17 protein-coding genes and 2 pseudogenes are annotated in these 20,349 nt (G+C 75.0%); 12 read left to right on the top strand and 7 right to left on the bottom strand.

The genetic code is table 11. From position 1 onward, the window contains the following. Window positions 1-9 precede the first annotated feature (9 nt). Complete coding sequence (gene pgi, locus FYW95_RS16720) at window positions 10-1,677, bottom strand: glucose-6-phosphate isomerase (RefSeq protein WP_159944346.1); 1,668 nt, start codon at window positions 1,675-1,677, stop codon at window positions 10-12. Between the two features lie 72 nt (window positions 1,678-1,749). Then, entirely contained in the window at window positions 1,750-2,604 is an 855-nt protein-coding gene (locus FYW95_RS16715) for an ion transporter (protein WP_201294894.1), read from the bottom strand. A gap of 120 nt (window positions 2,605-2,724) precedes the next feature. Here FYW95_RS16715 and FYW95_RS16710 point away from each other — a divergent pair, with 120 nt between their 5' ends. Then, window positions 2,725-3,045, top strand: a complete 321-nt coding sequence (locus FYW95_RS16710; RefSeq protein ID WP_159944347.1) for a hypothetical protein — start codon at window positions 2,725-2,727, stop codon at window positions 3,043-3,045. A 1-nt stretch (window position 3,046) separates the two neighbouring features. Here the strand turns inward: FYW95_RS16710 and FYW95_RS16705 are convergent, their stop codons facing one another. After that, window positions 3,047-3,748, bottom strand: coding sequence for a FadR/GntR family transcriptional regulator (locus tag FYW95_RS16705; protein WP_255459472.1), 702 nt, complete (start codon window positions 3,746-3,748; stop codon window positions 3,047-3,049). Window positions 3,749-3,941: 193 nt separating this feature from the next. Here FYW95_RS16705 and FYW95_RS16700 point away from each other — a divergent pair, with 193 nt between their 5' ends. From FYW95_RS16700 to FYW95_RS16680, 5 genes are all read left to right on the top strand, one after another. Continuing rightward, complete coding sequence (locus tag FYW95_RS16700) at window positions 3,942-4,682, top strand: (Fe-S)-binding protein (RefSeq protein WP_159944349.1); 741 nt, start codon at window positions 3,942-3,944, stop codon at window positions 4,680-4,682. After that, window positions 4,679-6,106 carry a lactate utilization protein B gene (locus FYW95_RS16695; protein ID WP_159944350.1) on the top strand — a complete coding sequence of 476 codons (1,428 nt, stop codon included), beginning with the start codon at window positions 4,679-4,681 and terminating at the stop codon, window positions 6,104-6,106. Before FYW95_RS16700 ends, FYW95_RS16695 begins: the two co-directional genes overlap by 4 nt. After that, window positions 6,103-6,744: a LutC/YkgG family protein gene (locus tag FYW95_RS16690; RefSeq protein WP_160050547.1), complete on the top strand. Its 642-nt coding sequence runs from the start codon at window positions 6,103-6,105 to the stop codon at window positions 6,742-6,744. The genes FYW95_RS16695 and FYW95_RS16690 overlap by 4 nt, the downstream gene beginning before the upstream one ends. 146 nt (window positions 6,745-6,890) lie before the next feature. After that, on the top strand, window positions 6,891-8,039 hold the full coding sequence (locus tag FYW95_RS16685; RefSeq protein WP_160050546.1) for an alpha/beta hydrolase family protein: 1,149 nt from the start codon (window positions 6,891-6,893) through the stop codon (window positions 8,037-8,039). A gap of 46 nt (window positions 8,040-8,085) precedes the next feature. After that, complete coding sequence (locus FYW95_RS16680) at window positions 8,086-9,150, top strand: potassium channel family protein (protein WP_159944353.1); 1,065 nt, start codon at window positions 8,086-8,088, stop codon at window positions 9,148-9,150. Window positions 9,151-9,163: 13 nt separating this feature from the next. On the opposite strand, the gene FYW95_RS16675 is transcribed toward FYW95_RS16680, so the two are convergent. Continuing rightward, window positions 9,164-10,639: a cytochrome P450 gene (locus FYW95_RS16675; protein WP_236567966.1), complete on the bottom strand. Its 1,476-nt coding sequence runs from the start codon at window positions 10,637-10,639 to the stop codon at window positions 9,164-9,166. A 232-nt stretch (window positions 10,640-10,871) separates the two neighbouring features. Between FYW95_RS16675 and FYW95_RS16670 the strand changes: the two genes are divergently transcribed. The 4 genes and pseudogenes from FYW95_RS16670 (at window position 10,872) to FYW95_RS16655 (ending at window position 15,790) form a co-directional block, all read left to right on the top strand. Then, the gene (locus FYW95_RS16670) at window positions 10,872-12,140 is read left to right on the top strand and encodes a DUF2786 domain-containing protein (protein WP_159944354.1); all 1,269 of its coding nucleotides are present in this window, start codon (window positions 10,872-10,874) and stop codon (window positions 12,138-12,140) included. A 53-nt stretch (window positions 12,141-12,193) separates the two neighbouring features. Beyond that, window positions 12,194-12,975: pseudogene (locus tag FYW95_RS16665) on the top strand (RNA ligase family protein). Continuing rightward, a pseudogene (locus tag FYW95_RS16660) lies at window positions 12,962-14,103 on the top strand (AAA family ATPase). The pseudogenes FYW95_RS16665 and FYW95_RS16660 overlap by 14 nt, the downstream one beginning before the upstream one ends. 130 nt (window positions 14,104-14,233) lie before the next feature. Beyond that, the gene (locus tag FYW95_RS16655) at window positions 14,234-15,790 is read left to right on the top strand and encodes a hypothetical protein (protein ID WP_160050545.1); all 1,557 of its coding nucleotides are present in this window, start codon (window positions 14,234-14,236) and stop codon (window positions 15,788-15,790) included. 55 nt (window positions 15,791-15,845) lie between these two features. Here the strand turns inward: FYW95_RS16655 and FYW95_RS16650 are convergent, their stop codons facing one another. From FYW95_RS16650 to FYW95_RS16640, 3 genes are all read right to left on the bottom strand, one after another. Next, window positions 15,846-16,301: a GNAT family N-acetyltransferase gene (locus FYW95_RS16650; RefSeq protein WP_159944409.1), complete on the bottom strand. Its 456-nt coding sequence runs from the start codon at window positions 16,299-16,301 to the stop codon at window positions 15,846-15,848. Between the two features lie 182 nt (window positions 16,302-16,483). Continuing rightward, window positions 16,484-17,314, bottom strand: coding sequence for a hypothetical protein (locus FYW95_RS16645; RefSeq protein ID WP_159944356.1), 831 nt, complete (start codon window positions 17,312-17,314; stop codon window positions 16,484-16,486). Window positions 17,315-17,468: 154 nt separating this feature from the next. Beyond that, window positions 17,469-18,068: a histidine phosphatase family protein gene (locus tag FYW95_RS16640; RefSeq protein ID WP_159944357.1), complete on the bottom strand. Its 600-nt coding sequence runs from the start codon at window positions 18,066-18,068 to the stop codon at window positions 17,469-17,471. A 97-nt stretch (window positions 18,069-18,165) separates the two neighbouring features. Here FYW95_RS16640 and FYW95_RS16635 point away from each other — a divergent pair, with 97 nt between their 5' ends. After that, window positions 18,166-19,362, top strand: a complete 1,197-nt coding sequence (locus tag FYW95_RS16635; RefSeq protein ID WP_159944358.1) for a hypothetical protein — start codon at window positions 18,166-18,168, stop codon at window positions 19,360-19,362. A gap of 170 nt (window positions 19,363-19,532) precedes the next feature. Beyond that, on the top strand, window positions 19,533-20,330 hold the full coding sequence (locus tag FYW95_RS16630; RefSeq protein ID WP_160050544.1) for an SDR family NAD(P)-dependent oxidoreductase: 798 nt from the start codon (window positions 19,533-19,535) through the stop codon (window positions 20,328-20,330). The last annotated feature ends 19 nt before the right edge of the window (window positions 20,331-20,349 follow it).

Here is a 20,349-nt window from a genome sequence, read left to right as displayed (position 1 = left end):
CCCGCCGGGTCAGCCGCGCAGGGAGCGGTAGCGCTCCACCAGGGCGGCGGTGGAGGCGTCCAGACCGCTGACGCGGGCGCCCTCGGTCAGGGCGGGCTCGACCCGCTTGGCCAGGACCTTGCCCAGTTGCACGCCCCACTGGTCGAAGGAGTTGATGTTCCACACCGCGCCCTGGACGAACACCTTGTGTTCGTAGAGGGCGACGAGCTGGCCGAGCACGGAGGGGCTGAGGCGGTCGGCCAGGATGGTGGTGGTGGGGCGGTTGCCCTCGAAGGTGCGGTGCGGGACCAGTTCGGCGGGCACGCCCTCGGCGGCGACCTCCTCGGCGGCCTTTCCGAAGGCCAGCGCCTGGCCCTGGGCGAAGAGGTTGGCCATGAGCAGGTCGTGCTGGGGCACGAGGCGCTCGGGCAGGTCGGGGGCGGGGTTGGCGAAGCCGATCAGGTCCGCGGGCACGAAGCGGGTGCCCTGGTGCAGTAGCTGGAAGTAGGCGTGCTGGCCGTTGGTACCCGGGGTGCCCCACACCACCGGACCTGTCTGCCAGGTGACGGGGCGCCCGTCGCGCTGGACCGACTTGCCGTTGGACTCCATGTCGAGCTGCTGGAGGTAGGCGGGGAACTTCGACATGTGGTGGCTGTAGGGCAGCACCGCGTGGCTCTCGGCGTCCATGAAGCCGCCGTACCAGACGCCGAGCAGGCCGAGGATGAAGGGCAGGTTGCGCTCGACGGGGGCCGTGGCGAAGTGGGTGTCCATGAGGTGGAACCCGGCGAGCATCTCCCGGAACCGCTCGGGGCCGATCGCCACCATGAGCGGCAGGCCGATGGCCGAGTCGTAGGAGTAGCGTCCGCCCACCCAGTCCCAGAACTCGAACATGTTGGCGGTGTCGATGCCGAACGCCGAGACCTCCTCGGCGTTGGTGGAGACGGCGACGAAGTGCTTGGCGATGGCGGAGTCGTCGCCCAGGCCGTCGAGCAGCCAGGAGCGGGCGACGGTGGCGTTGGTGATCGTCTCGACGGTGGTGAAGGTCTTGGAGGCGACCACGAACAGGGTGGTGGCCGGGTCGGCGTCCACGAGTGCCTCGTGCAGGTCCGCGCCGTCCACGTTGGAGACGAAGCGGAACTCCAGGCCGCGGTCGGTGTAGGGGCGCAGCGCCTCGTAGGCCATGGCCGGCCCCAGGTCGGAGCCGCCGATGCCGATGTTGACGATCCGGCGCACCGGCTGGCCGGTGTGGCCGAGCCAGGAGCGGGAGCGCACGCGGTCGGCGAAGTCGGCCATGCGGTCCAGGACCCGGTGCACCTCGGGGACGACGTCGCGGCCGTCGGTGCGCACGACCTGGTCCCGGGGGGCGCGCAGGGCGGTGTGCAGCACGGCCCGGTCCTCGGTGAGGTTGATGTGCTCGCCGCCCAGCATGGCGTCGCGCAGGTCGGCCACGCGGGTGGCCGCGGCCAGGTCGCCGAGCAGGCCCAGGGTCTGGTCGGTGACGAGGTTCTTGGAGTAGTCGACGTGCAGGTCGCCGACGTCGAGTGTGTAGCGTTCGGCCCGCCCGGGGTCCTCGGCGAACAGCTGGCGCAGGTGGGTCGAGCCCCACCGCTCGCGGTGCTCGCCCAGCGCGGCCCACTCCCGGCGTCGGTCCAGGTCTGCGGTGTCCTCAGCGCGGGGAAGAGGTGTACTGGCAGACATCCGGCGGCTCCTCGTCGTTGTGTGCGGCTTCCGTGCGCGTAACAGCCTGCCACGAAAGCCCGCCGGGCGCCCTCAGCTCCGCAGTCCCTCCTGTTCGCGGCGCAGCACGGCCACCTCGGCGCGCAGGGCGCGCAGCTCGGCCAGGATCACCGCGTGCCCGGAGTCGGGGCCGCCGCCGTCGGGGGCGGCCCCGGCCAGGACCCCGCCGCCGCCCTCCTCCCTGCTCTGGTCCCCGTCGTCCTTCTCCAGGGCCTCCACCGCAACGGCGATGAACAGGTTCAGGGCCACGAGTGTGGACACCAGCACGAAGACCACGAAGAACACCCAGGCCGTGGGCCTGTGCTCCATCACGTCCTTGGCGATACCGCCCCAGCCGTCGGCGGTGGCGATCTGGAAGAGGGTGAACAGCGAGGAGGGCAGGTCGCCGAAGTAGTCCGGGGAGACGTCGGCGAAGAGCTTGGTGGCCATGACCGCCGACACGTACAGCAGCAGCATGACCAGGAAGAGGATGGACATCATGCCGGGCAGGGCCCGGAAGAGTCCCGCGACGACGTGGCGCAGGGACGGGATCACCGACAGCAGGCGCAGGACCCGCAGCACGCGCAGCACCCGCAGCACCGCGAAGGGGCCGGAGGTGGGCAGCAGGGCGATGCCGACGATCACGACGTCGAACCAGCTCCACGGGTCGCGCCAGAACTCCCCGCGGTGGGCGTACATCCGCATGCCGAGTTCGACGACGAAGAGGAACAGGATGACCACGTCGACGGCGTGGAGGAGTTCGCCGTGGGCGGCCATGGCGCGGGGCGAGGTCTCCACCCCGAGGATGACCCCGTTGACGAGGATGAGGGTGATGACGCCGCTCTGGAACCAGGAGGCGTCGACGAGGGATCGGACCCGCTCGCGCACGGCAGGGGGTACTCCGTTCATGTCTGGCAGCAACGGGACGAAAGCCTACTGTCGGTCACCGACGCCGCGCGGCCGCCCTGGCGTGCCCCCGTGGTGAGAGGGCATCATCGGTAACAGGAACCGAGCGCGAGGGGGACGCCGGTGACGGAACCGAGCGAAGAGGAAGAGTTCGACACCCGGTCCTGGGACCTGGGGTACGACGACGACATCGACGTGGACATGGGCCTGGGAGCCGCGGACCAGGACTCCGCGGTGGCCGAGTTCCTGCGGGACTATCCCGACGGCCACCGGATCGAGGAGATCGAGGACCACGGCGTTCTCGGTATAGATGCGGAGCTGGGCCAGGAGGTTTCCGAGCCCGAGCCGGAGGTGGAGCCGACGCCCGTGGCGCGGCGCGAGGAACTGGCGCGGCTGCTGCGCGCCGAGGAGTTCGCCGAGAGGGTGCGCGAGCGCGGCAGGTGAGTCAGCCGCCGCCGGACAGGTCGGCGCGCAGCCAGCGCTCCACGCGCAGCACGTGCACGGTGGCCGCGGCCCGCGCCGCGTCGGGGTCGCGGGCCAGGAGCGCCTCGTGGATGCGCCGGTGGTCCTCGGCCAGTTTGGCGGTGAGCCCCGCCTCCCGGTGGCCCGCCCACACGCGGGCGTTGAAGGTGCGCGAGGAGAGCCCGTCGTTGATCGCGGCCAGGGTGGCGTTGCCGGTGCTGGCCACGATGGCCTGGTGGAAGCCCAGGTCGGCGGTGACCGTGTCGGCGCACACGGTGTCGGGGGCGTCCTCCATGCGCTCCAGCAGGGAGCCGATCCGGTCGAGGTCCTCGGCGCTGGCCCGCGCGGCGGCCAGGGCGGTGGCCGCGGGTTCGAGCATGCGACGCACTTGGAGGACCTCCAGCAGGGTCTCCCCCTGGGAGACCTCGGCCAGGACGGAGAAGGTCTCCAGCAGGTCGGCGGGGCGCAGGGCGGTGACGTAGACGCCCGCGCCGTGCCGCGACTCCAGGACGCCGAGCGTGGTCAGGGCGCGGATGGCCTCGCGCATGGAACTGCGGGAGACCCCGAGCCGGGCGGACAGGTCGCGCTCGGTGGGCAGGCGCTCGCCCGGTCCGACCCGGCCGCTGGCGATCATGGCCTTGACCTCGTCGACCGCGCGCCGGGTGACGGACGTGTGCTCGCCCACGGGTGCCTCCCTGCGGGGGCGGGGTCGCGGCGGCGGGAGCGCCCCGCGACTCCCAGCCGAAGAGATCATACCAATCAGGATCCGATCTAGCTCGATCAGGCCTTTCTTGCCAATGTACGCACAAAAGTGCAAGATTGGTCAGACCACTTCGGGTTCGTGGCTCCACCGGTGCGGCGGGGCGTGAAGGAGGCACATGCGGATCGCCCTGTTCGTCACCTGCGTCAACGACACACTGTTTCCCGACACCGGGCGCGCGGTCGTGCGCCTGCTGGAGCGGCTGGGCCACGAGGTGGTCTTCCCCGAGGACCAGACCTGCTGCGGGCAGATGCACTACAACACCGGCTACCGGCGCCCGGCCAGCCGTCTGGCGGTGCGCTTCGTGCGCACCTTCGAGGGCGCCGACGCCGTCGTGGTCCCCTCCGCGTCCTGCGCGGCGATGATCCGCGACAACTACCCGCGGCTGGGCGCCAGCGGCAGCCGGCTGTCGCGCAAGGTGGCCCGGATGGCCCCGCGCGTGTACGACCTCACCGAGTTCCTGGTGGACGTGCTGGAGGTGACCGACGTGGGCGCCTACTACCCGCACAAGGTGGCCTACCACCCCACCTGCCACGGCATGCGCATGCTCGGCCTGGGCGACCGCCCCCACCGGCTGCTGCGGGCCGTGCGGGGCCTGGAACTGGTGGAGCTGGCCGGGGCCGCCGAGTGCTGCGGCTTCGGCGGCACGTTCGCGGTCAAGAACGGCGACGTGTCCTCGGCCATGGGCGCGGACAAGGCCCGCCACGCGGTGGAGAGCGGGGCCGAGGTGCTGTGCGCGGTGGACAACTCCTGTCTGATGCACATCGGCGGCATCCTCTCGCGGCAGCGCGCCGGCGTGCGGGTGGCGCACCTCGCCGAGATCCTGGCCAGCACCGAGAAGGAGGTCACCGCCCGATGAGCGGTACGTTCCTGGGCATGCCGCCCTTCCCCGAGGCCGCCCGCGACGCGGTCAACGACTCCCGGCTGCGGCACAACCTGCGCAAGGCCACCCACACCATCCGCGACAGGCGGGCCGCGGTCGTGGACGAGATGGGAGCGGACTGGCAGCGCCTGCGCGCCGAGGGAGCCGCGGTCAAGGAGCACACCCTGCGCCACCTGGACCGCTACCTGGAGCAGTTGGAGGAGTCGGTCGAGCGCGCGGGCGGACGGGTGCACTGGGCCTCCGACGCGGCGGAGGCCAACGCGATCGTCACCGACCTGGTGAAGGCCACCGGCGAGACCGACGTGGTCAAGGTCAAGTCGATGGCCACCCAGGAGATCGAGCTCAACGACGCCCTGGCCCGGGCCGGGATCACCGCCTACGAGACCGACCTGGCCGAGCTGATCGTGCAGCTGGGCGAGGACCTGCCCTCGCACATCCTGGTCCCCGCGATCCACCTGGGCCGCGCCCAGATCCGGGAGATCTTCCTGGAGCAGATGGCCGAGTGGGGCGTGCCCGCCCCGCCGGGGCTGACCGACGACCCCCGGGCCCTGGCCGAGGCGGCCCGGGTGCACCTGCGCGAGCGCTTCCTGCGCACCCGCACGGCGATCTCGGGCGCCAACTTCGCGGTGGCCGACACCGGCACGCTCGTGGTGCTGGAGTCGGAGGGCAACGGGCGCATGTGCCTGACCCTGCCCCAGACCCTCATCTCCGTGGTCGGCATCGAGAAGATCGTGCCCACCTGGTCGGACCTGGAGGTGTTCATGCAGCTGCTGCCGCGCTCCTCCACCGGCGAGCGGATGAACCCCTACACCTCGACCTGGACCGGGGTCACGCCGGGCGACGGCCCCCAGGAGTTCCACCTGGTGCTGCTGGACAACGGCCGCACCGACGTGCTGGCCGACACCGTGGGCCGCCAGGCGCTGCGCTGCATCCGCTGCTCGGCCTGCCTGAACACCTGCCCGGTCTACGAGCGCACCGGCGGGCACTCCTACGGGTCGGTCTACCCGGGGCCGATCGGCGCGATCCTCACGCCGCAGCTGCACGGGATGTCCTCCGAGGTGGACGAGGCGCTGCCGTACGCGTCCTCGCTGTGCGGCGCGTGCTACGAGGTGTGCCCGGTGGCCATCGACATCCCCGAGGTGCTGGTGCACCTGCGCGAGGAGGTCGCCGCCTCCCCCGGGCACGCGGGCGAGCGGGCGCTGATGGCGGGCGCCGAGGCGGTGCTGTCCTCCCCGCGCGCCCTGGACGCGGTCCAGCGCGCGGCGGGCCTGGGGCGAGGCGCCGTTCCCCGGCACCTGCCCGGTATGGCCGGGGCCTGGACCGACACCCGGGACATCCCCGAGGTGCCCGCCGAGTCCTTCCGGCAGTGGTGGAACAAGCGCGGGAAGGGGAACCAGTGAGCAGCCGCGAGAGGATCCTGGCCCGGGTGCGCCGGGCGCTGGCCGACGTGCCCGCGGACGAGCCGCCGGTGCGCGACTCCGGAGGCGGCTTCGCCGACAGCCACGGCGTGGGCCCGACCCTGGAGGTGCTGGAGGACCGGCTGACCGACTACCGGGCGCTGGTGCGCCGGGTGGCCGCCGACCGGATCGCCGAGGAGGTGGCCGCCTCCCTGGAGCGCCGGGGCGCGTCCCGGGTGGTGGTCCCGGCGGGGCTGCCGCGGGAGTGGCTGTCCGCCTCCTCGGCCGCCTGGCTGACCGACACGGCGGAGGAGCCGGTGCCGCTGGGCGACCTGGACGGGGCCGACGGCGTGGTGACCGCGTGCGCGGTCGCCGTCGCCGAGACCGGCACGATCGTCCTGGACGGCGGGCCCGACCAGGGGCGGCGCGCGATCACCCTGGTCCCCGACTACCACCTGTGCGTGGTGCGCGCCGATCAGGTGGTGGACGGGGTGCCGCAGGCGGTGCGGCTGCTGGACCCCGCGCGTCCGCTGACCTGGATCAGCGGGCCCTCGGCGACCAGCGACATCGAACTGGACCGGGTGGAGGGGGTGCACGGGCCGCGCACCCTGGAGGTGCTCCTGGTGGAGCCCACTTCCTGAGCGGGTCGCGGGGCGGGGTGGCGCCAACACCACCCCTCCCCTCCGGGAGACCCCCGGGGCGGGACGGGGGAAGGCCCCGATGACGGCACCGGGCGCGGTTTCCTAGCGTGGGAGGCCCCAGACGGCACCGAACGACGGGACTCCCCATGCCCCACGCACCGCTTCTCAGTACCGCGCTGGCCGGAGTCCTGCTCCTGCCCCTGGCCGCGCCCGGTACGGCCGCGGCGGCGCCCGCCGCCGCCTTCCGCGTCCTCCTGCCCGCGCCCACCGGGGAGCACCCGGTGGGCACCACGGACCTGCACCTGGTGGACGGGACCCGCGAGGACGTGTGGGCGGGCGGGCCCCGGGAACTGATGGTGACCCTGTGGTACCCGGCGCGGGCGGGCGCGGGGCGGCGGGCGCCCTACCTGACCGGGGCCGAGTCGGAGTTCATCGTCCGGGCGAACGGGCTGGACCTGCCTCCGGACGTGCTGCACCGCGGGGTGCGCGCCCACGCGCGGCTGGACGTGCCGCCCGCCCGCACCCGGGAGGGCTTCCCCCTGGTCGTCCTCTCCCCCGGCGCCGGGCACAACCGGACCTGGTTCACCTCCCTGGCCGAGGACCTGGCCAGCCACGGCTTCGTGGTGGCCGCGGTGGACCACGCCCACGAGGCCTCCCCTGTGGAGTTCCCCGACGGGCTGCGGCACCAGGAGTACACCCCGGACTGGGCCCTGGGAGCCGCCAACCGGGCCGAGGACGTCTCCTTCCTGCTGGACCGGCTCACCGGCGCCGACCCCGCCTGGCGGTGGTCCCGGGTGATCGACGCCTCCCGGGTGGGGATGGCCGGGCACTCCTGGGGCGGCACCGCCACCGCCGAGACGCTGCGCGCCGAGGAGCGGGTGGACGCCGGGATCAACCTGGACGGGCCCTACTACCCGCCCGTGCTGGAGGAGGGACTGGACAAGCCCCTGGCGCTCGTGCAGAACGGCCAGCGCCGCGAGTGGCACGGCACGGCGGAGCTGTGGCCGCGCCTGGAGGGTTGGCGGCAGTGGATCCGCCTCCGGGGCTCGGGGCACTCCAACGGCATCGACCAGGGCCTGGTCACCGAGCGGCTCGGGCTGGCCGAGGAGCTGTACTCGCCGGAGCAGTGGCGCGACCTCTACGGCGACGTCGGTGTGGAGCGCGGCCTGGAACTGGTGCGGGTCTACGGTCTGGCCTTCTTCGACCACCACCTGCGCGGCGGCGACCAGCCCCTGCTGGAGGACCCCGAGGGCTTCCACCCCGAACTGGTCGTGGTGGATCCCGGGGCGGAGTGACCCGGGGCACCGGATACCGGCGCGGGGGCCGGGTAGGCGTGGGGGCATGGTTCTCGTGTCTGTCCTGGGACTGCTGTTGATGCTGTCGGTCACGTGCGACGCCGTCGCCACCGTGCTCCACCCGGACGCGGAGGGGCTGGTGGCCCGGAGCGCGCGCAAGGCGGTGTGGCGCTCGGCGGCCGTGACGGGCGCGCGCCTGCCCCGGGGCGAGCGGCGCGTGCTCAGCCTGGCCGGACCGCTGATCGTGGCGCTCACCTTCGTGGCCTGGATCGGACTGCTCACGCTCGGGCTGGCGCTGGTCGTCTGGCCGATCCTGGAGGAGGGGTTCGAGATCCAGACCGACCTGGGCTCCCCCGGCTTCCTCGACGCCCTCTACTTCGCGGGCGGCACCGTCACCGTCCTGGGCTACGGCGACCTCACCCCGCACACGCCCCCCGGACAGATGGTCTCGCTGGTGGGTGCGGCGATCGGCTTCACCCTGTTCACCGGGATGGCCACCTACGCCATCGAGGTCACCGGGGGTGTGTCCACGCGCAACCGGTTCGCGCTCTCGGTGCACGACGGCACGCGCGGCCGGGGCGGCGTCAGCATGTTCGCGGAGCACCTGTCCGGCGGCGTCGACGACACCCGCGCGCAGTGCCGGGGCTGGGCGCAGACCCTGCGCGAGGTGGACGAGCTGGTGCACCGGTACCCGCTCGTGGCCTTCACCTACCGGTCGCGCCGTCCGGAGTACGACCCCGAACCCGCGCTGCGCCACATGGCGGAGATGGTGGTGGCCGCACTGGTGGCGAGCGAACACGAACCCTCACTGCGTACCTCGGCGCAGGGGCTGGAGCAGGCCCTGACCCGCCTGCAGCGGACGATCGCCAGGACCTACCTGGGCGGGGAGGTCGTCCGCGGCCTGCGGGACCCGAGGCCCACCGAGCACGACCTTCGGGTGGTCTCGGAGGTCGAGCGGCTCCTGGCCGGGCGCCTGGACCTTCCCGCACGGGAGCGGGTGGACGGACGCGAGCAGGTGGCCGCGACGGTCCGCCACTGCCGCGTCTTCCTGGACGGGCTGCACGCCTGGGCGCGCACCGAGGCTCCCCCGCACGAGTGGGAGGGGCGCTGAGCCCCCGGCGCGGTCAGTCCGAGGACCGCCAGGCGGCGAGCAGCTGCTCCAGGGCGTCGGGGGCGGGCTCGGGTTCCCCGGCACGGGCGAAGGGCGCCTGGTAGCGGGCACCGGCGCCCCGGGGCGCCCGGCGCTGCCGGCGCTCGACCGGGACGGCCCGGGGCTGCCGCTCCTCGGGTTCCCGCCCGGCCAGGGGCGCCTGGTAGCGGGCGCCGCGCGGCGCGGGCTTGCGCTTCCTGCGCACCCACCGGCGCACCGGGGCGGGCGCGGGCTCCTCGTCCTTCTCGGCGCGCTCTCCGGTGGCGGTGAACCACACCGGTAGCTCGACCAGGCCGTGCACCCGGGGCGAGGCGCTCCAGCGCAGTTCGAGGGGTTCCACGGCGAGCACCATGCCGCGCAGGCGGTCCACGGCGGTGTCGATGGCGGTGCGCACGAGTTCCCGGGTCAGGCCGGTGGCCGGGCAGCGGTGGGCGCCCGCGCCCCAGGCCAGGTGGGAGCGGTCGCCCGCCAGGGTCATCGCGTCGCCGCCGCGGGCCACGCAGGGGTCGGTGTGCGCGGCGGCCAGCCCCAGCAGCAGGGGGTCGCCCCGGCGGACGCGGGCGTCGGCGAGGCGCAGGTCCGCGGTGGCGTAGCGGCCGGGGAGGGTCCGGATGGGGGTGTCGGTCCACAGGACGTAGTCGACGAAGTCCTCGGGGGTCAGGGTGCCGCCCAGGTAGGCGGTCCACACGCCCGGGTCCTCCAGCAGGCGGAGCAGGCCGTTGCCGATGAGGTGGGCGGTGGGCTCGTGCCCGGTCCGCCACAGCAGCGACAGGGCGTGGACGGCCTCGGCGTCGGTGAGCGCGTGGGGGTGGGCGAGCAGCCGGCTGGCGACGTCCTCGCCGGGGTCGGCGCGCTTGCGGGCGACCAGTCCGGCGAAGTAGTCCTCCAGCGCCGCGGCGGCGGGTTCGGCCCGCTCCGGGTCACCGCTCCACCGGCGCCGGGCCAGGTCGGCGAGTAGGTGCCCGTAGGCCTCGGGCAGGCCGAAGAGCTCGTTGAGGACCAGGGCGGGCAACGGGGCTGCGAACTGGCCGACCAGGTCGGCGGCGCCCTCGGCGGCGACCCGGCCGAGCAGGTGGGAGGCGGCGCGCTCGACGACCGGGACGAGCCGGGGCGTGTCCACCCGGGCCAGCGTGTCGACGACGGCCGCGCGCAGCCGCCGGTGCTCGTCGCCGTCGCGGTCCAGGGCCGCGCCGGGGACGGGCGCCGCGCCGCGCGGGTCCCGGGTGCGCGGGTCGGCGGAGAATCGGGCCTGGTCGCGCAGGACCTGGAGGCTCTCCTTGTAACCGAGCACCAGCCAGCCCGACACCCCCGGGGCGACCTCGACCGGGGCCAGGCCGCCGTACTGGTCGCGCAGCCGCGACCAGGGCACGTCCGTGCCGCCGTACGGGGCCGGGTCGTGGGGGCGGCGGGCGGCGCCCGCGGGCGCACCCGTCCCGGTTCGCTGGTTCATGGGGACTCCATCGGTCGCTACGGGTGCAGGCGACGGTACGCACCGCGTGTTTCCGCCATGCTTCCGGCAGGAAAGCGGCGTTTTTCGGCACCGGGCACCGGGGCCGACGTGTGACACCCCGGGAGCACACGGTCACCTCGCCCACACGGGCCGTTGTCGCCGCCCGGCGGAGCGGTCCTGCCGGTACGATGGCCTGTCGGTTCCAGCAGCACACGACCGAGGAGAGGCGACCGTGGGCAAGAAGGGTCGCGGCCGCACGCGGCGGACCGCCGCCGAGCCCTGGGCCGGTCCGGCACCCGGGGACTCCCCCGCGCGGGTGGTCTCCGGCGCGGTCGACGCGCTGGTGCTGGGCCGCGAGGGCGGCGGCGTGGACCTGGCCGCGGCCCGGCTGGCCGACACCGAGGACCCCGCGTGGGCCGACGCGGCGAGCCGGGCGGTCCTGACCGCCCTGCTGGAGGCGCTGGCCTCGGCCTGGACGCGCGGCTGGCAGCCCGCCGAGACCGTCCGCCAGGCGGGGCGGGTGCTGAACCCGGTGGCGGCGGCGGTGTGCGCGGACGCGGTGGCCGCCGACCTGGAGCGCCACTCCCCCGCGACGGTGGACCCCCGGTGGACCGCGCAGGTGCGCGCGCTGGGGGCCGAGCCCTCCTGGGGCGGACCGGAGGGGTACCTGGGCCACGTGTGCGCGGCGCACGGGCTGTCCCGGTTCGAGGCGGTGGAGGAGGCGCTGCGGCTGCTGGCCGCCCTGCGCGTGCTGGCGCCGCTGCACCGCCTGTGCCCCCTCCCGGGTACCTACCGGCCGCGTCCGGAGGGCGCCGCCCATGCGGACCCCGCCAAGCTGGCCCGGGTGCGCGCGCTGCTGGCCAAGGCCGAGTCGACGGAGTTCCCGCACGAGGCCGAGGCGCTCAGCGCGCGGGCCCAGGAGCTGATGGCCCGGCACAGCATCGACCGGGCCCTGCTGGCCGAGGAGCCGGGGCGGGACCCGGAGGCGACGGCGGGGCGGCGCCTGCCGGTGGACGCCCCCTACGACGAGCACAAGGCGGTACTGCTGCACGAGGTGGCCGAGGCCAACCACTGCCGCGCGGTGTGGGACCGCGACCTGGGGCTGTGCACGGTGATGGGCTTCCCCGGGGACGTGGACGCGGTGGAGCTGATGTTCACCTCGCTCCTCGTGCAGGCCGAGGCGGCGATGCGGGCCAGCGGGTCGGTGCGGGACCGCTCGGGCCGGGCGGCGGGGCGGGCCTTCCGGTCCTCGTTCATGTCCGCGTTCGCGGTCCGGGTGGGCGAGCGCCTGGCGGAGTCCTCGCGCGCCGCGCACGAGGCCGCCGCGGCCGAGACCGGCACGGACCTGGTACCGGTGTTCGCGGCGCGCGAGCGCGAGGTGGAGGCGGCCGTGGCCGAGGCCTTCGGGGAGCTGACCTACTCGCGGGTGCGCGGGCCCGCCAGCGAGGACGGCTGGCACGAGGGCCGGGCGGCGGCCGACGCCGCGTCCCTGGGGCGCTGACCGGGCGGAAAACCGGTGGCCGCGCGGGCTGGCGAACCGGTAGAAACCGGTCCATGCACAAGTACCCGCGGACCCGGCACATCCGGGGCTCGCGCCCGCAGCCGGGCGACCACGACCTGTCAGCCGCCCCCTTCGCGGAGCTGGCCGGGCGGCACCTGGTCGTGGAGGAGAAGCTGGACGGGGCCAACGCCGGGATCAGCTTCGGCCCCGGCGGCGAGCCGCGCCTGCGGAGCCGGGGCCACCACCTGACCGGCGGCCCCCGGGAGCGGCAGTTCGCCCCGTTCAAGGCCTGGGCGGCGGCCGTGGCGCACCGGCTGCGGCCGCGCCTGGGCGAGCGCTACGTGCTCTACGGGGAGTGGCTGTACGCCAGGCACACCGTGTTCTACGACGCGCTGCCGCACTACCTGTGCGCGTTCGACGTGCTGGACACCCGTGAGGGCGAGTGGCTGTCCACGCCGCGCCGCGCCGAACTGCTGGAGGGCACCCCGGTGGTGCCGGTCCCGGTGCTGCACAGCGGCCCCCTGGAGCACCTGTCGGACCTGACCCGTCTGGTGGGCCCCTCCACCTGCCGCACCCCCGACTGGCGCCGGGCCCTGGCCGAGGCCGCGCGGGAGTGCGGAGCCGACCCCGACCGGGCCCTGGCCGAGGGCGACGCCTCCGACCTCATGGAGGGCCTCTACGTCAAGGTCGAGGAGGGGGCCGCACCGTGGGCCGCTACAAGTGGGTGCGCGCGGGGTTCACCGCCGCCGTCCTGGACTCGGGCACGCACTGGCTGGACCGGCCGCTGATCGCCAACCGGCTGGCCGACCCGGAGGTGCTCTATGCGGGTGTTTGACGAGCTGTGCCCGGCCCCGCCGCGCTGGGACCTGGACTGGGCGCGGGTGCGCGAGGCCCTGCCCTGGGTGCGCGACCTGGCCGGTGTGGAGCAGGATCCGGTGCACCACGCCGAGGGGGACGTGGAGACCCACACCCGGATGGCGTGCGAGGCGCTGTCCGGGCTGCCCGCCTGGCGGTCCCGGCCGTGCGCGGAACGGGTGCGCCTGTTCGCCGCCGTGCTGCTGCACGACGTCGCCAAACCGGTGTGCACCCGCCGGGAGGAGGACGGCCGGGTCACCGCGCACGGCCATTCCCGACGGGGCGAGCTGACGGCGCGGCGCCTGCTGTGGGAGGCCGGGGCGGAACGGCCGTCCGCGGAGGCCGTGGAGTGGCGCGAGCACGTGGCGGCCCTGGTGCGCCACCACCAGGTGCCGTTCTGGGCGCTGGAGCGGCCGGACCTGCGGCGGATCGCCTTCCGGGTGAGCCTGGTGGCACGCAACGACGACCTGGTGCTGCTGGCCACCGCCGACCTCCTGGGCCGCCGCTGCGGCGACACCGCCGAGGTCCTGGACAACATCGGCCTGTACGGCGAGTACTGCGCCGAACAGCGCTGCCTGGAGGGCCCGCGGGACTTCCCGTCCGACCACGCCCGGTTCTGGTTCTTCCGCGGGCCCGACCGCGACCCCGACCACGCCGCCCACGACGACACCCGGGCCACGGTGACCGTCATGTCGGGGCTGCCCGGCGCGGGCAAGGACACCTGGATCGCCCGTCACCGGCCCGGCCTGCCCGTGGTGGCCTGGACGCCCTGCGCGCCGAGCTGGGCACCGGCGCGACCGGCGACCAGAGGCCGGTGGCCGCCGCCGCCCACGAACGCGCCCGGGAGCACCTGCGGGCGGGTCGGTCGTTCGTGTGGAACGCCACCAACGTCTCCCGGTCGCTGCGCGACCGGTGCGTGGACCTGGCCGCCGCCTACCGGGCGCGGGTGGAGATCGTCTCCGTCGAGGCCCCGCCCCGGGTGCTGCGGGCCCGCCTGGACCGGCGGGACTCCCCCGTTCCCGCGGCGGCGGTGGAGCGCATGGTGCGGCGGTGGGAGTACCCGGACATGACCGAGGCGCACCGGCTGGCCAGGGTGGTCAACGTCTAGGACGGGGCGCCCGGGCCTCCGCTTCGGTCGGGCCCCGGCCCGAACCGGGAGGGTTTCGGCGTTCGCGCACGTGGGAGGGGTGCGCCCGGCTAGCCTGTGGGCATCGACTCGCACGACTGGTGATCGGTCCATGACTGAGAGCATCTATGCCGCCGTGCACGCCTGCCTGAGCTGGGCCCGCACGATCCGCCCCCGGCCCGCCGTGGACCCCGACAGCCTGCTCTTCCTGCTGACCGAGCACCGGCAGGCGGGCGCGCCCGACCCCGGCGACTGGTACACCGCGGACGTGCGCGCCGTCGCCCGCACCGTGCGCTCCTGGGACCGGGTGCCCGGGGAGCTGCGCCCGACCTGGCTGGCGTGGTGCGACTACCTCGTCGACCGGGGGCTCCTGCGCTCCTCGGAGAGTCCGCGCCAGCTGCGCGCCGCGATCGCGGCGGTGGACCTGTCCCCCGGCGGACCGGACGGGGAGGCGGCCGGAGAGCCGCCGCCGCCCGCCCTGGAGCGGTTGCGCGCCGAGGGCGGCCGCGGGTCCGCACCCCCGGTGGTGCCCGCCGAGCCGGGCGCCCTGGACGCGGCGGCGCGCCGGTGCCCCCCGCTGGTACTGGCCGCGCGCCTGGCGGAGTGGGTGGGCGCGGGCAGGGCGCTGCGCCCCGGTTTCGAGGGGGGCGACGCCCTCGGTGACCGCGACGCCGCCCGGGCGGCCGAGGCCGTGGGCGTGTGCCCCCGGCGGATCCCCGCGTTGTTCGCGGTGGCCCGCGACGGCGGCCTGCTGCGCACCACCTACACCCGCGTGCTGCCCGGACCGGCGCTGCCGGCGTGGCGGGAGGGCGCGCCGGGGGCGGCGGCCGACGTCTGGGCGGACGCGCTCGCGGCCATGGCCGCCCCGCGCGGGGTGTCGGCGTGCCTGCTGCTCGACGACCTGTTCACCAGCGGGCGGGCGCGCACTCCCGCCCAGCTGGCCGCGCTCTGTCTGCCCGGGGAGCGCGCCCGGGTCCGCCAGGTGCTGGAGGCCCTGGTCGGCCTCGGCGCGGTCGCGCGGGCCGACGGCGGCCGCTTCCTGGTCACCGGGCTCGGCGACCACTGCATGGTGCGCCTGCTGCGCCGGTCGGGGGGAACGGTGGTGCTCACCCCGACCGTGGCCCGGATGGACGCCCGGCTGGTGTTCGACCTGCTGGAGGAGGGGCGCCCGGTGGACACCGGGGGACTGCTGGAGCGGTGGGTGGCCGCGCGCGACACCGGCAGCGCGGTGCGCGGTCTGTTCGGGGCCTGCGACGCGCCCGGCGACTGGCACCGCCGCGTCCGGGCGGCGGGCGTGCTGGCCGCGCTGGAGGAGGCCCCGGTCGCGGTCCTGGAGTCGTACGCGCACCATCCGGTGCTGGGCGGGTGGGCGCGGCGGCTGCGCGGTGCGCGCTCCGGCCCGGTCTCCCACCAGGAGGTGTGGTCGGTGCTGGACGAGTACGCGGTCCTGCTCGACCGGGGCGGGCCCCTCCCGGCGCGGGACGGCGAGCGCTACGCGGGGTGCGCGCGCGAGTTCGTGCGCACCGTACGGCTGACCGGGCACCCGGCCTCGGACACCGTACTGGACCTGCTCGCTCGGGAGGCGCTCGGGCGGGCGCTGGCCGAGGCCGCCGCTGAGGAGCCGGCGGAGTCCGCCGGTCGGGAGAGCCCCGCCCCGGCGCCCTCCTGACGGCGGCCGGCCTCCCACCCCGGCCGGGGTGGGAGCGCAGGCGTCGGTGCGGGGTTCAGTCCTTGATGACCAGTTCGTAGGCCAGGAGGTCGACCCCGGGCATGGGGGACCAGTCGCGTTCGGGCACGCGCTGGAATCCGCGGGCGCGGTAGACGTACTGGGCCGCGACCATCTCGGGCAGCGTGGACAGCAGGAGGCGGGCGATCCCCTCCTCCCGGGCCCGGTCGACCAGGGCGTTGACCAGGTCCCGGCCCACGCCGCGCCCCCGGGCCCCGGGGGAGACGGCGAAGGCCCGGAGTTCGGCCTCGTCGGCGTTGCGGGCGATCTCGCTCTCCGGCGACCAGGGGTCGAACATGATCGTCCCCAGGAGGCGGTCCTCGTCGGCGGCGACCAGGACCTCACCGCGCCCGTCCGCTCCCAGGAGGCGCAGCGCCTCGACGTAGGCCGGGTTCGCGTCCAACAGGCCGTCGGCCGTGTAGGCCATCACGCGCAGTTCGCTGACGGCGTTCATCTCATCGGGAAGTACTCGACGCACGATCATGCACGTCATTCAACATGATGAGGGCGTGCCGCGCGCCGGTTCGCCGCACCACCGGGGGAGCCGAAAACGTCACCGTGAGTGACTTTTTACGGAGGTTTATCCCCCTCTCCCCGGGCGCGGGGGACCCGGGGGAGCGGGGCGGGCGGTGTCCGTCAGGTGTCCTTGATGGGCTGGCAGCCGTCCGGGTCCTCCGCGACGGCCTCGCGGTCGTAGGCGTCCTGGGGAAGCCCCCCGGGCTTCTCCCCCTCGGAGAACTCGTCGGGGTAGGCGGGGGTGAAGGTGTGCTCGTCCAGGCAGTGCGCCGGGCCCACGAAGCGCCACCACAGCGGCCACGCCTCCAGCTCGTCCAGGCCGATGTCGTGGAAGGCCACCTCGCCGTGGTGGGTGGTGACCAGGCGCACCGACACCGCGTCCCCGGGCCGCGCCACGGGGTGGACGATGGTGTACTCGGTGCGCACGGCGAGGTAGTCCCAGCCCTGCTCGTCGCGGGCCGCCTCGGCGCGCATGGCCCCGTCCACCTTGACCACGTCGCCGACGGGCTCGGCGGTTCCGTTGGTGAGGTTGAAGGTCAGGCCGCGGGTGTCGAGTTCGGGGTCCGTGTTGCCGAGGTTGTCCATGTACCAGTCCAGCGGCCGGCCGGAGAGCAGGGAGGCGAACTCGCCGTTGTCCTCGCGGAAGACGGCGTCCTGGTTGAGGTAGACCGCCTCCAGCAGCTCCCGGGTCCGCGCGTAGGCCTCCTCGACCTGTTCCCGGCTGAAGTCGCCGACGGGTTCGGCCTCGGGGGTCTCGAAGCCCTCGCCGTAGTCCTCGGCGGGGCTTCCGGCGAAGGGGGCGTCGCGGTCCAGGTCGTAGGCGTCGATCGGGGTTCCGGTGACGGCGCTGTGGGAGAGGCGGGCCAGGGCGTCCTGCAGCGGGGAGCAGCCGGTGAGGGCGAGCGCGAGCAGGACCGCCCCGCCGGATGCGGCGAGGGCACGTGGTGACATGGGGGATGCTTTCGTGTTGTCCGGGCGTTGTGCGAACTCTGTCCGCTTGAGCGTTTCTACCACCGCGGCCGGACCCGCCCGAATTCCAGCTCGGGGCCCTCCCGCGGCGGAGCGGCCTCCCCGCCCCGGGAGGACCCGGGGCGCGCGCCGGGACTCAGGGCGCGGGCGGCACGTTCCAGGAGGTGAGGACGGGCCGTCCGTGCTCGCGGCCCAGGGTGCTCAGCGATCCGGTGGCCAGGGTGAAGAGCGCGCCCGCCGAGGGCGGCAGGCCCAGCCAGCGCACGGCGAGGACCCGCAGGACGTGGCTGTGCGCCACGAGCACCACGTCGGGCCCCTCCTCGCCCAACAGGGGTGCGAGGCGGTCCAGGACGCGGGCGGCGCGGGCGCCGACGGACTCCAGGCTCTCCCCCGGGTGCCCGGGGCCGCCCGGGACGACGCCGTCCCGCCACAGGTCCCAGCCGGGGCGCTCGCGCCGGATGTCGGCGGTGGTGATCCCCTCGTAGCCGCCGTAGTCCCACTCGGCCAGGTCCGGGTCGGTCCCGGCACCGGTCAGCCCGGCCAGTTCGGCGGTGCGCACGGCCCGGCGCAGCGGGCTGGTCACCACCCGGCCCACGGAGCGCGCGGCCAGCGAGGGGCGCAGCGCCGCGGCCTGGCGCTCACCCTCCCCGGTCAGCGGCAGATCGGTACGCCCCGTGTGCCTGCGCGCGCGGCTCCACTCGGTCTGTCCGTGCCGGACCAACACCAGTTCACCCATGGTCCCCTACCTGCCCGGTGGGGCCGGGCCGACTCCCGGTCCGGAGAATCCTCCGGACGCCGGACACCGGGGCGGCTTCGTCGCTACGCTCCTGACCATGACGCAGCACACCGCAACGAGTGCGGATCCCCTCCCCGACGAGATCCCCCGACCCCGTTTCCTGCGGCCCAACGATGACCTGGCCGCGGCCATGGAGTGTGCACGCTGCAAGGAGCGGGGCATCAGCGTCCCCCCGGGAGGAGCGCCCCGCAGACTCACCAACGCCGAGTCCAAGCGGCTCAAGAAGGAGAAGAAACGGGCCCGGGCCGAGGCGCGGACCCGACCGCAGGAGAAGATCCCCGCCGACCGCAAACGCGTGCCCCGGATGGGCCCGCACCACGCGGAGTTCTTCCGCGACCTGTGGGCGCGCGTGGCCTCGGAACGGGCGGGCGCCACCGCCGACAGCCGCCTGCTGGCGTTGACCTGCGCGCTGCGCGGCGCGCTGAAGGGCCAGGCCAACCTCACCGGCCAGGACCTGCGCGTGCTGCGTCTGGAGGACGCGCACGCGGCGCTGAGCGACCTGGTCGGCCAGGGGTGGCTGGGCACCACGCCCGAGGCGGTGATCGGGTCCGACCCCCTGCACCCGGCCCTGTGCGACCTGCCCAGCCTGTCGGGGAGCCCGTACCGGATCGGCAACGGCGTCCGGTCCCGGGCCTCGGGGTGGTTCTCGCGCACCCTGGCGCACAAGAAGATGCGCAAGAAGCCCAACCGGCTCCGCCTGGTGGCCGCCTACCTGGCGCTGCACGCCGAACCCGACGGGCGCCTCAGCGTCCGGGCCCAGGACGCCGTCGAGGGCTGCGCCCTGTCCGGCCCCGGGGAGCTGGCGGAGCTGCTCACCTGGCTGACCGAGATCTCCTGGATCGAGGGGCTGAGCGCGGGCGGGGGCGCTCTGGACGCCTCGCTGACCGAGGTGACCCTGCCGCTGACCTACGTTCCGCTGCCCCCGGCCACTCCGCCCAGCACCGCGCCCGCCTCCACCCCCATGGACGTGCCGGTGGCCGACCGGGCCCGCGACCTGGTCGAGGGCAGGGAGGAACGGTTGGCGCGCTGGGTGCACGAGTACCGCGCCGAGCACGGCCACGGGCCCAGCTGGTCGGTGCTGGCCCGGGCCTTCGCCTGGCCGCCGCGCCAGGCGCCCGACCACGACGTCACCCACGAGGCGTTCCGCATACTGGCCGAGGGCGGGTGGCTGACCGGTTTCGGACTGCCCTTCGGGCTGCGCCCCGGGCGGGCGTTCGAGGCCCGGACCTCGTAGTCCCGCGCCGGGGGCCGCGCCACGGCTCCTGCCGCGGGTGGGGGAGCCGGTCTCCGGCGGTCCCGCACTTGTGGCGCGTCTCGGTCACCGGGGCGCGCTGCGGGTACGGAGGTCACGCGGGAGGCACCGGGCCGTGCACCTCCTCCGGTCACCGCACTAGGCTGCCGCCCATGTCCGATCACCACACGAATCCCACCCCTGCTCCGACCGACGCCCGGAAGGAGGGCCGCGCGGGCCGGAACGTCCTGGTCACCGGCGCCTCCCGCGGGATCGGCCGGGCGATCGCCCTGGCCTTCGCCGAACAGGGCGACCGGGTCGCCGTGCACTGCGCGTCACGGCCCGAGGAGGCCGAGCGCACCCTGCGGCGGCTGCCCGGGCACGGGCACGCCCTGCTGCGGGCCGACCTGGGCGAGCCCGGCGCCGCGGCCGGCCTGGTGGCGGAGGTGGTGGACCGGCTGGGCGGGATCGACGTGGTGGTCAACAACGCCGCGGTCAACACCCCGCACCCGCCGGAGAGCACCCCCTACGCGGAGTGGCGGCGGGCCTGGGAGTCCACCTTCGCCGTGAACGTGTTCGCCGCCGCCGACGTCAGCTACCTGGCGGCCCGGCACATGATCGGCCGGGGCGTGGGCGGGCACATCGTCAACGTCGGGTCCCGGGGCGCCTACAAGGGCGAGCCGGACCACCCCGCCTACGGTGCGAGCAAGGCGGCCCTGCACTCGCTGGGCCAGTCGCTGGCGGTCGCCCTGGCCCCGCACGGCATCACCGTGGCCTCGGTGGCGCCCGGGTTCGTGGCGACCGAGCGGGTGGCCGACCGGCTCACCGAGCGGGTGCGCGCGCAGAGCCCCTTCGGCCGGGTGGCCTCCCCCGAGGAGGTGGCCGCGGCGGTGCGCTACCTGGCGTCCCCGGAGGCGGTCTGGTCCTCCGGCGCCGTGCTGGACGTCAACGGCGCCTCCCACCTGCGCTGAGGTGGGCACATCGCGGGTC

The organism is Nocardiopsis sp. FR4, from assembly GCF_009830945.1.
Lineage (GTDB): Bacteria > Actinomycetota > Actinomycetes > Streptosporangiales > Streptosporangiaceae > Nocardiopsis.
The sequence above is the reverse complement of the archived record's forward strand: the minus strand, read 5'-3'. Positions and strand labels throughout refer to the sequence as shown.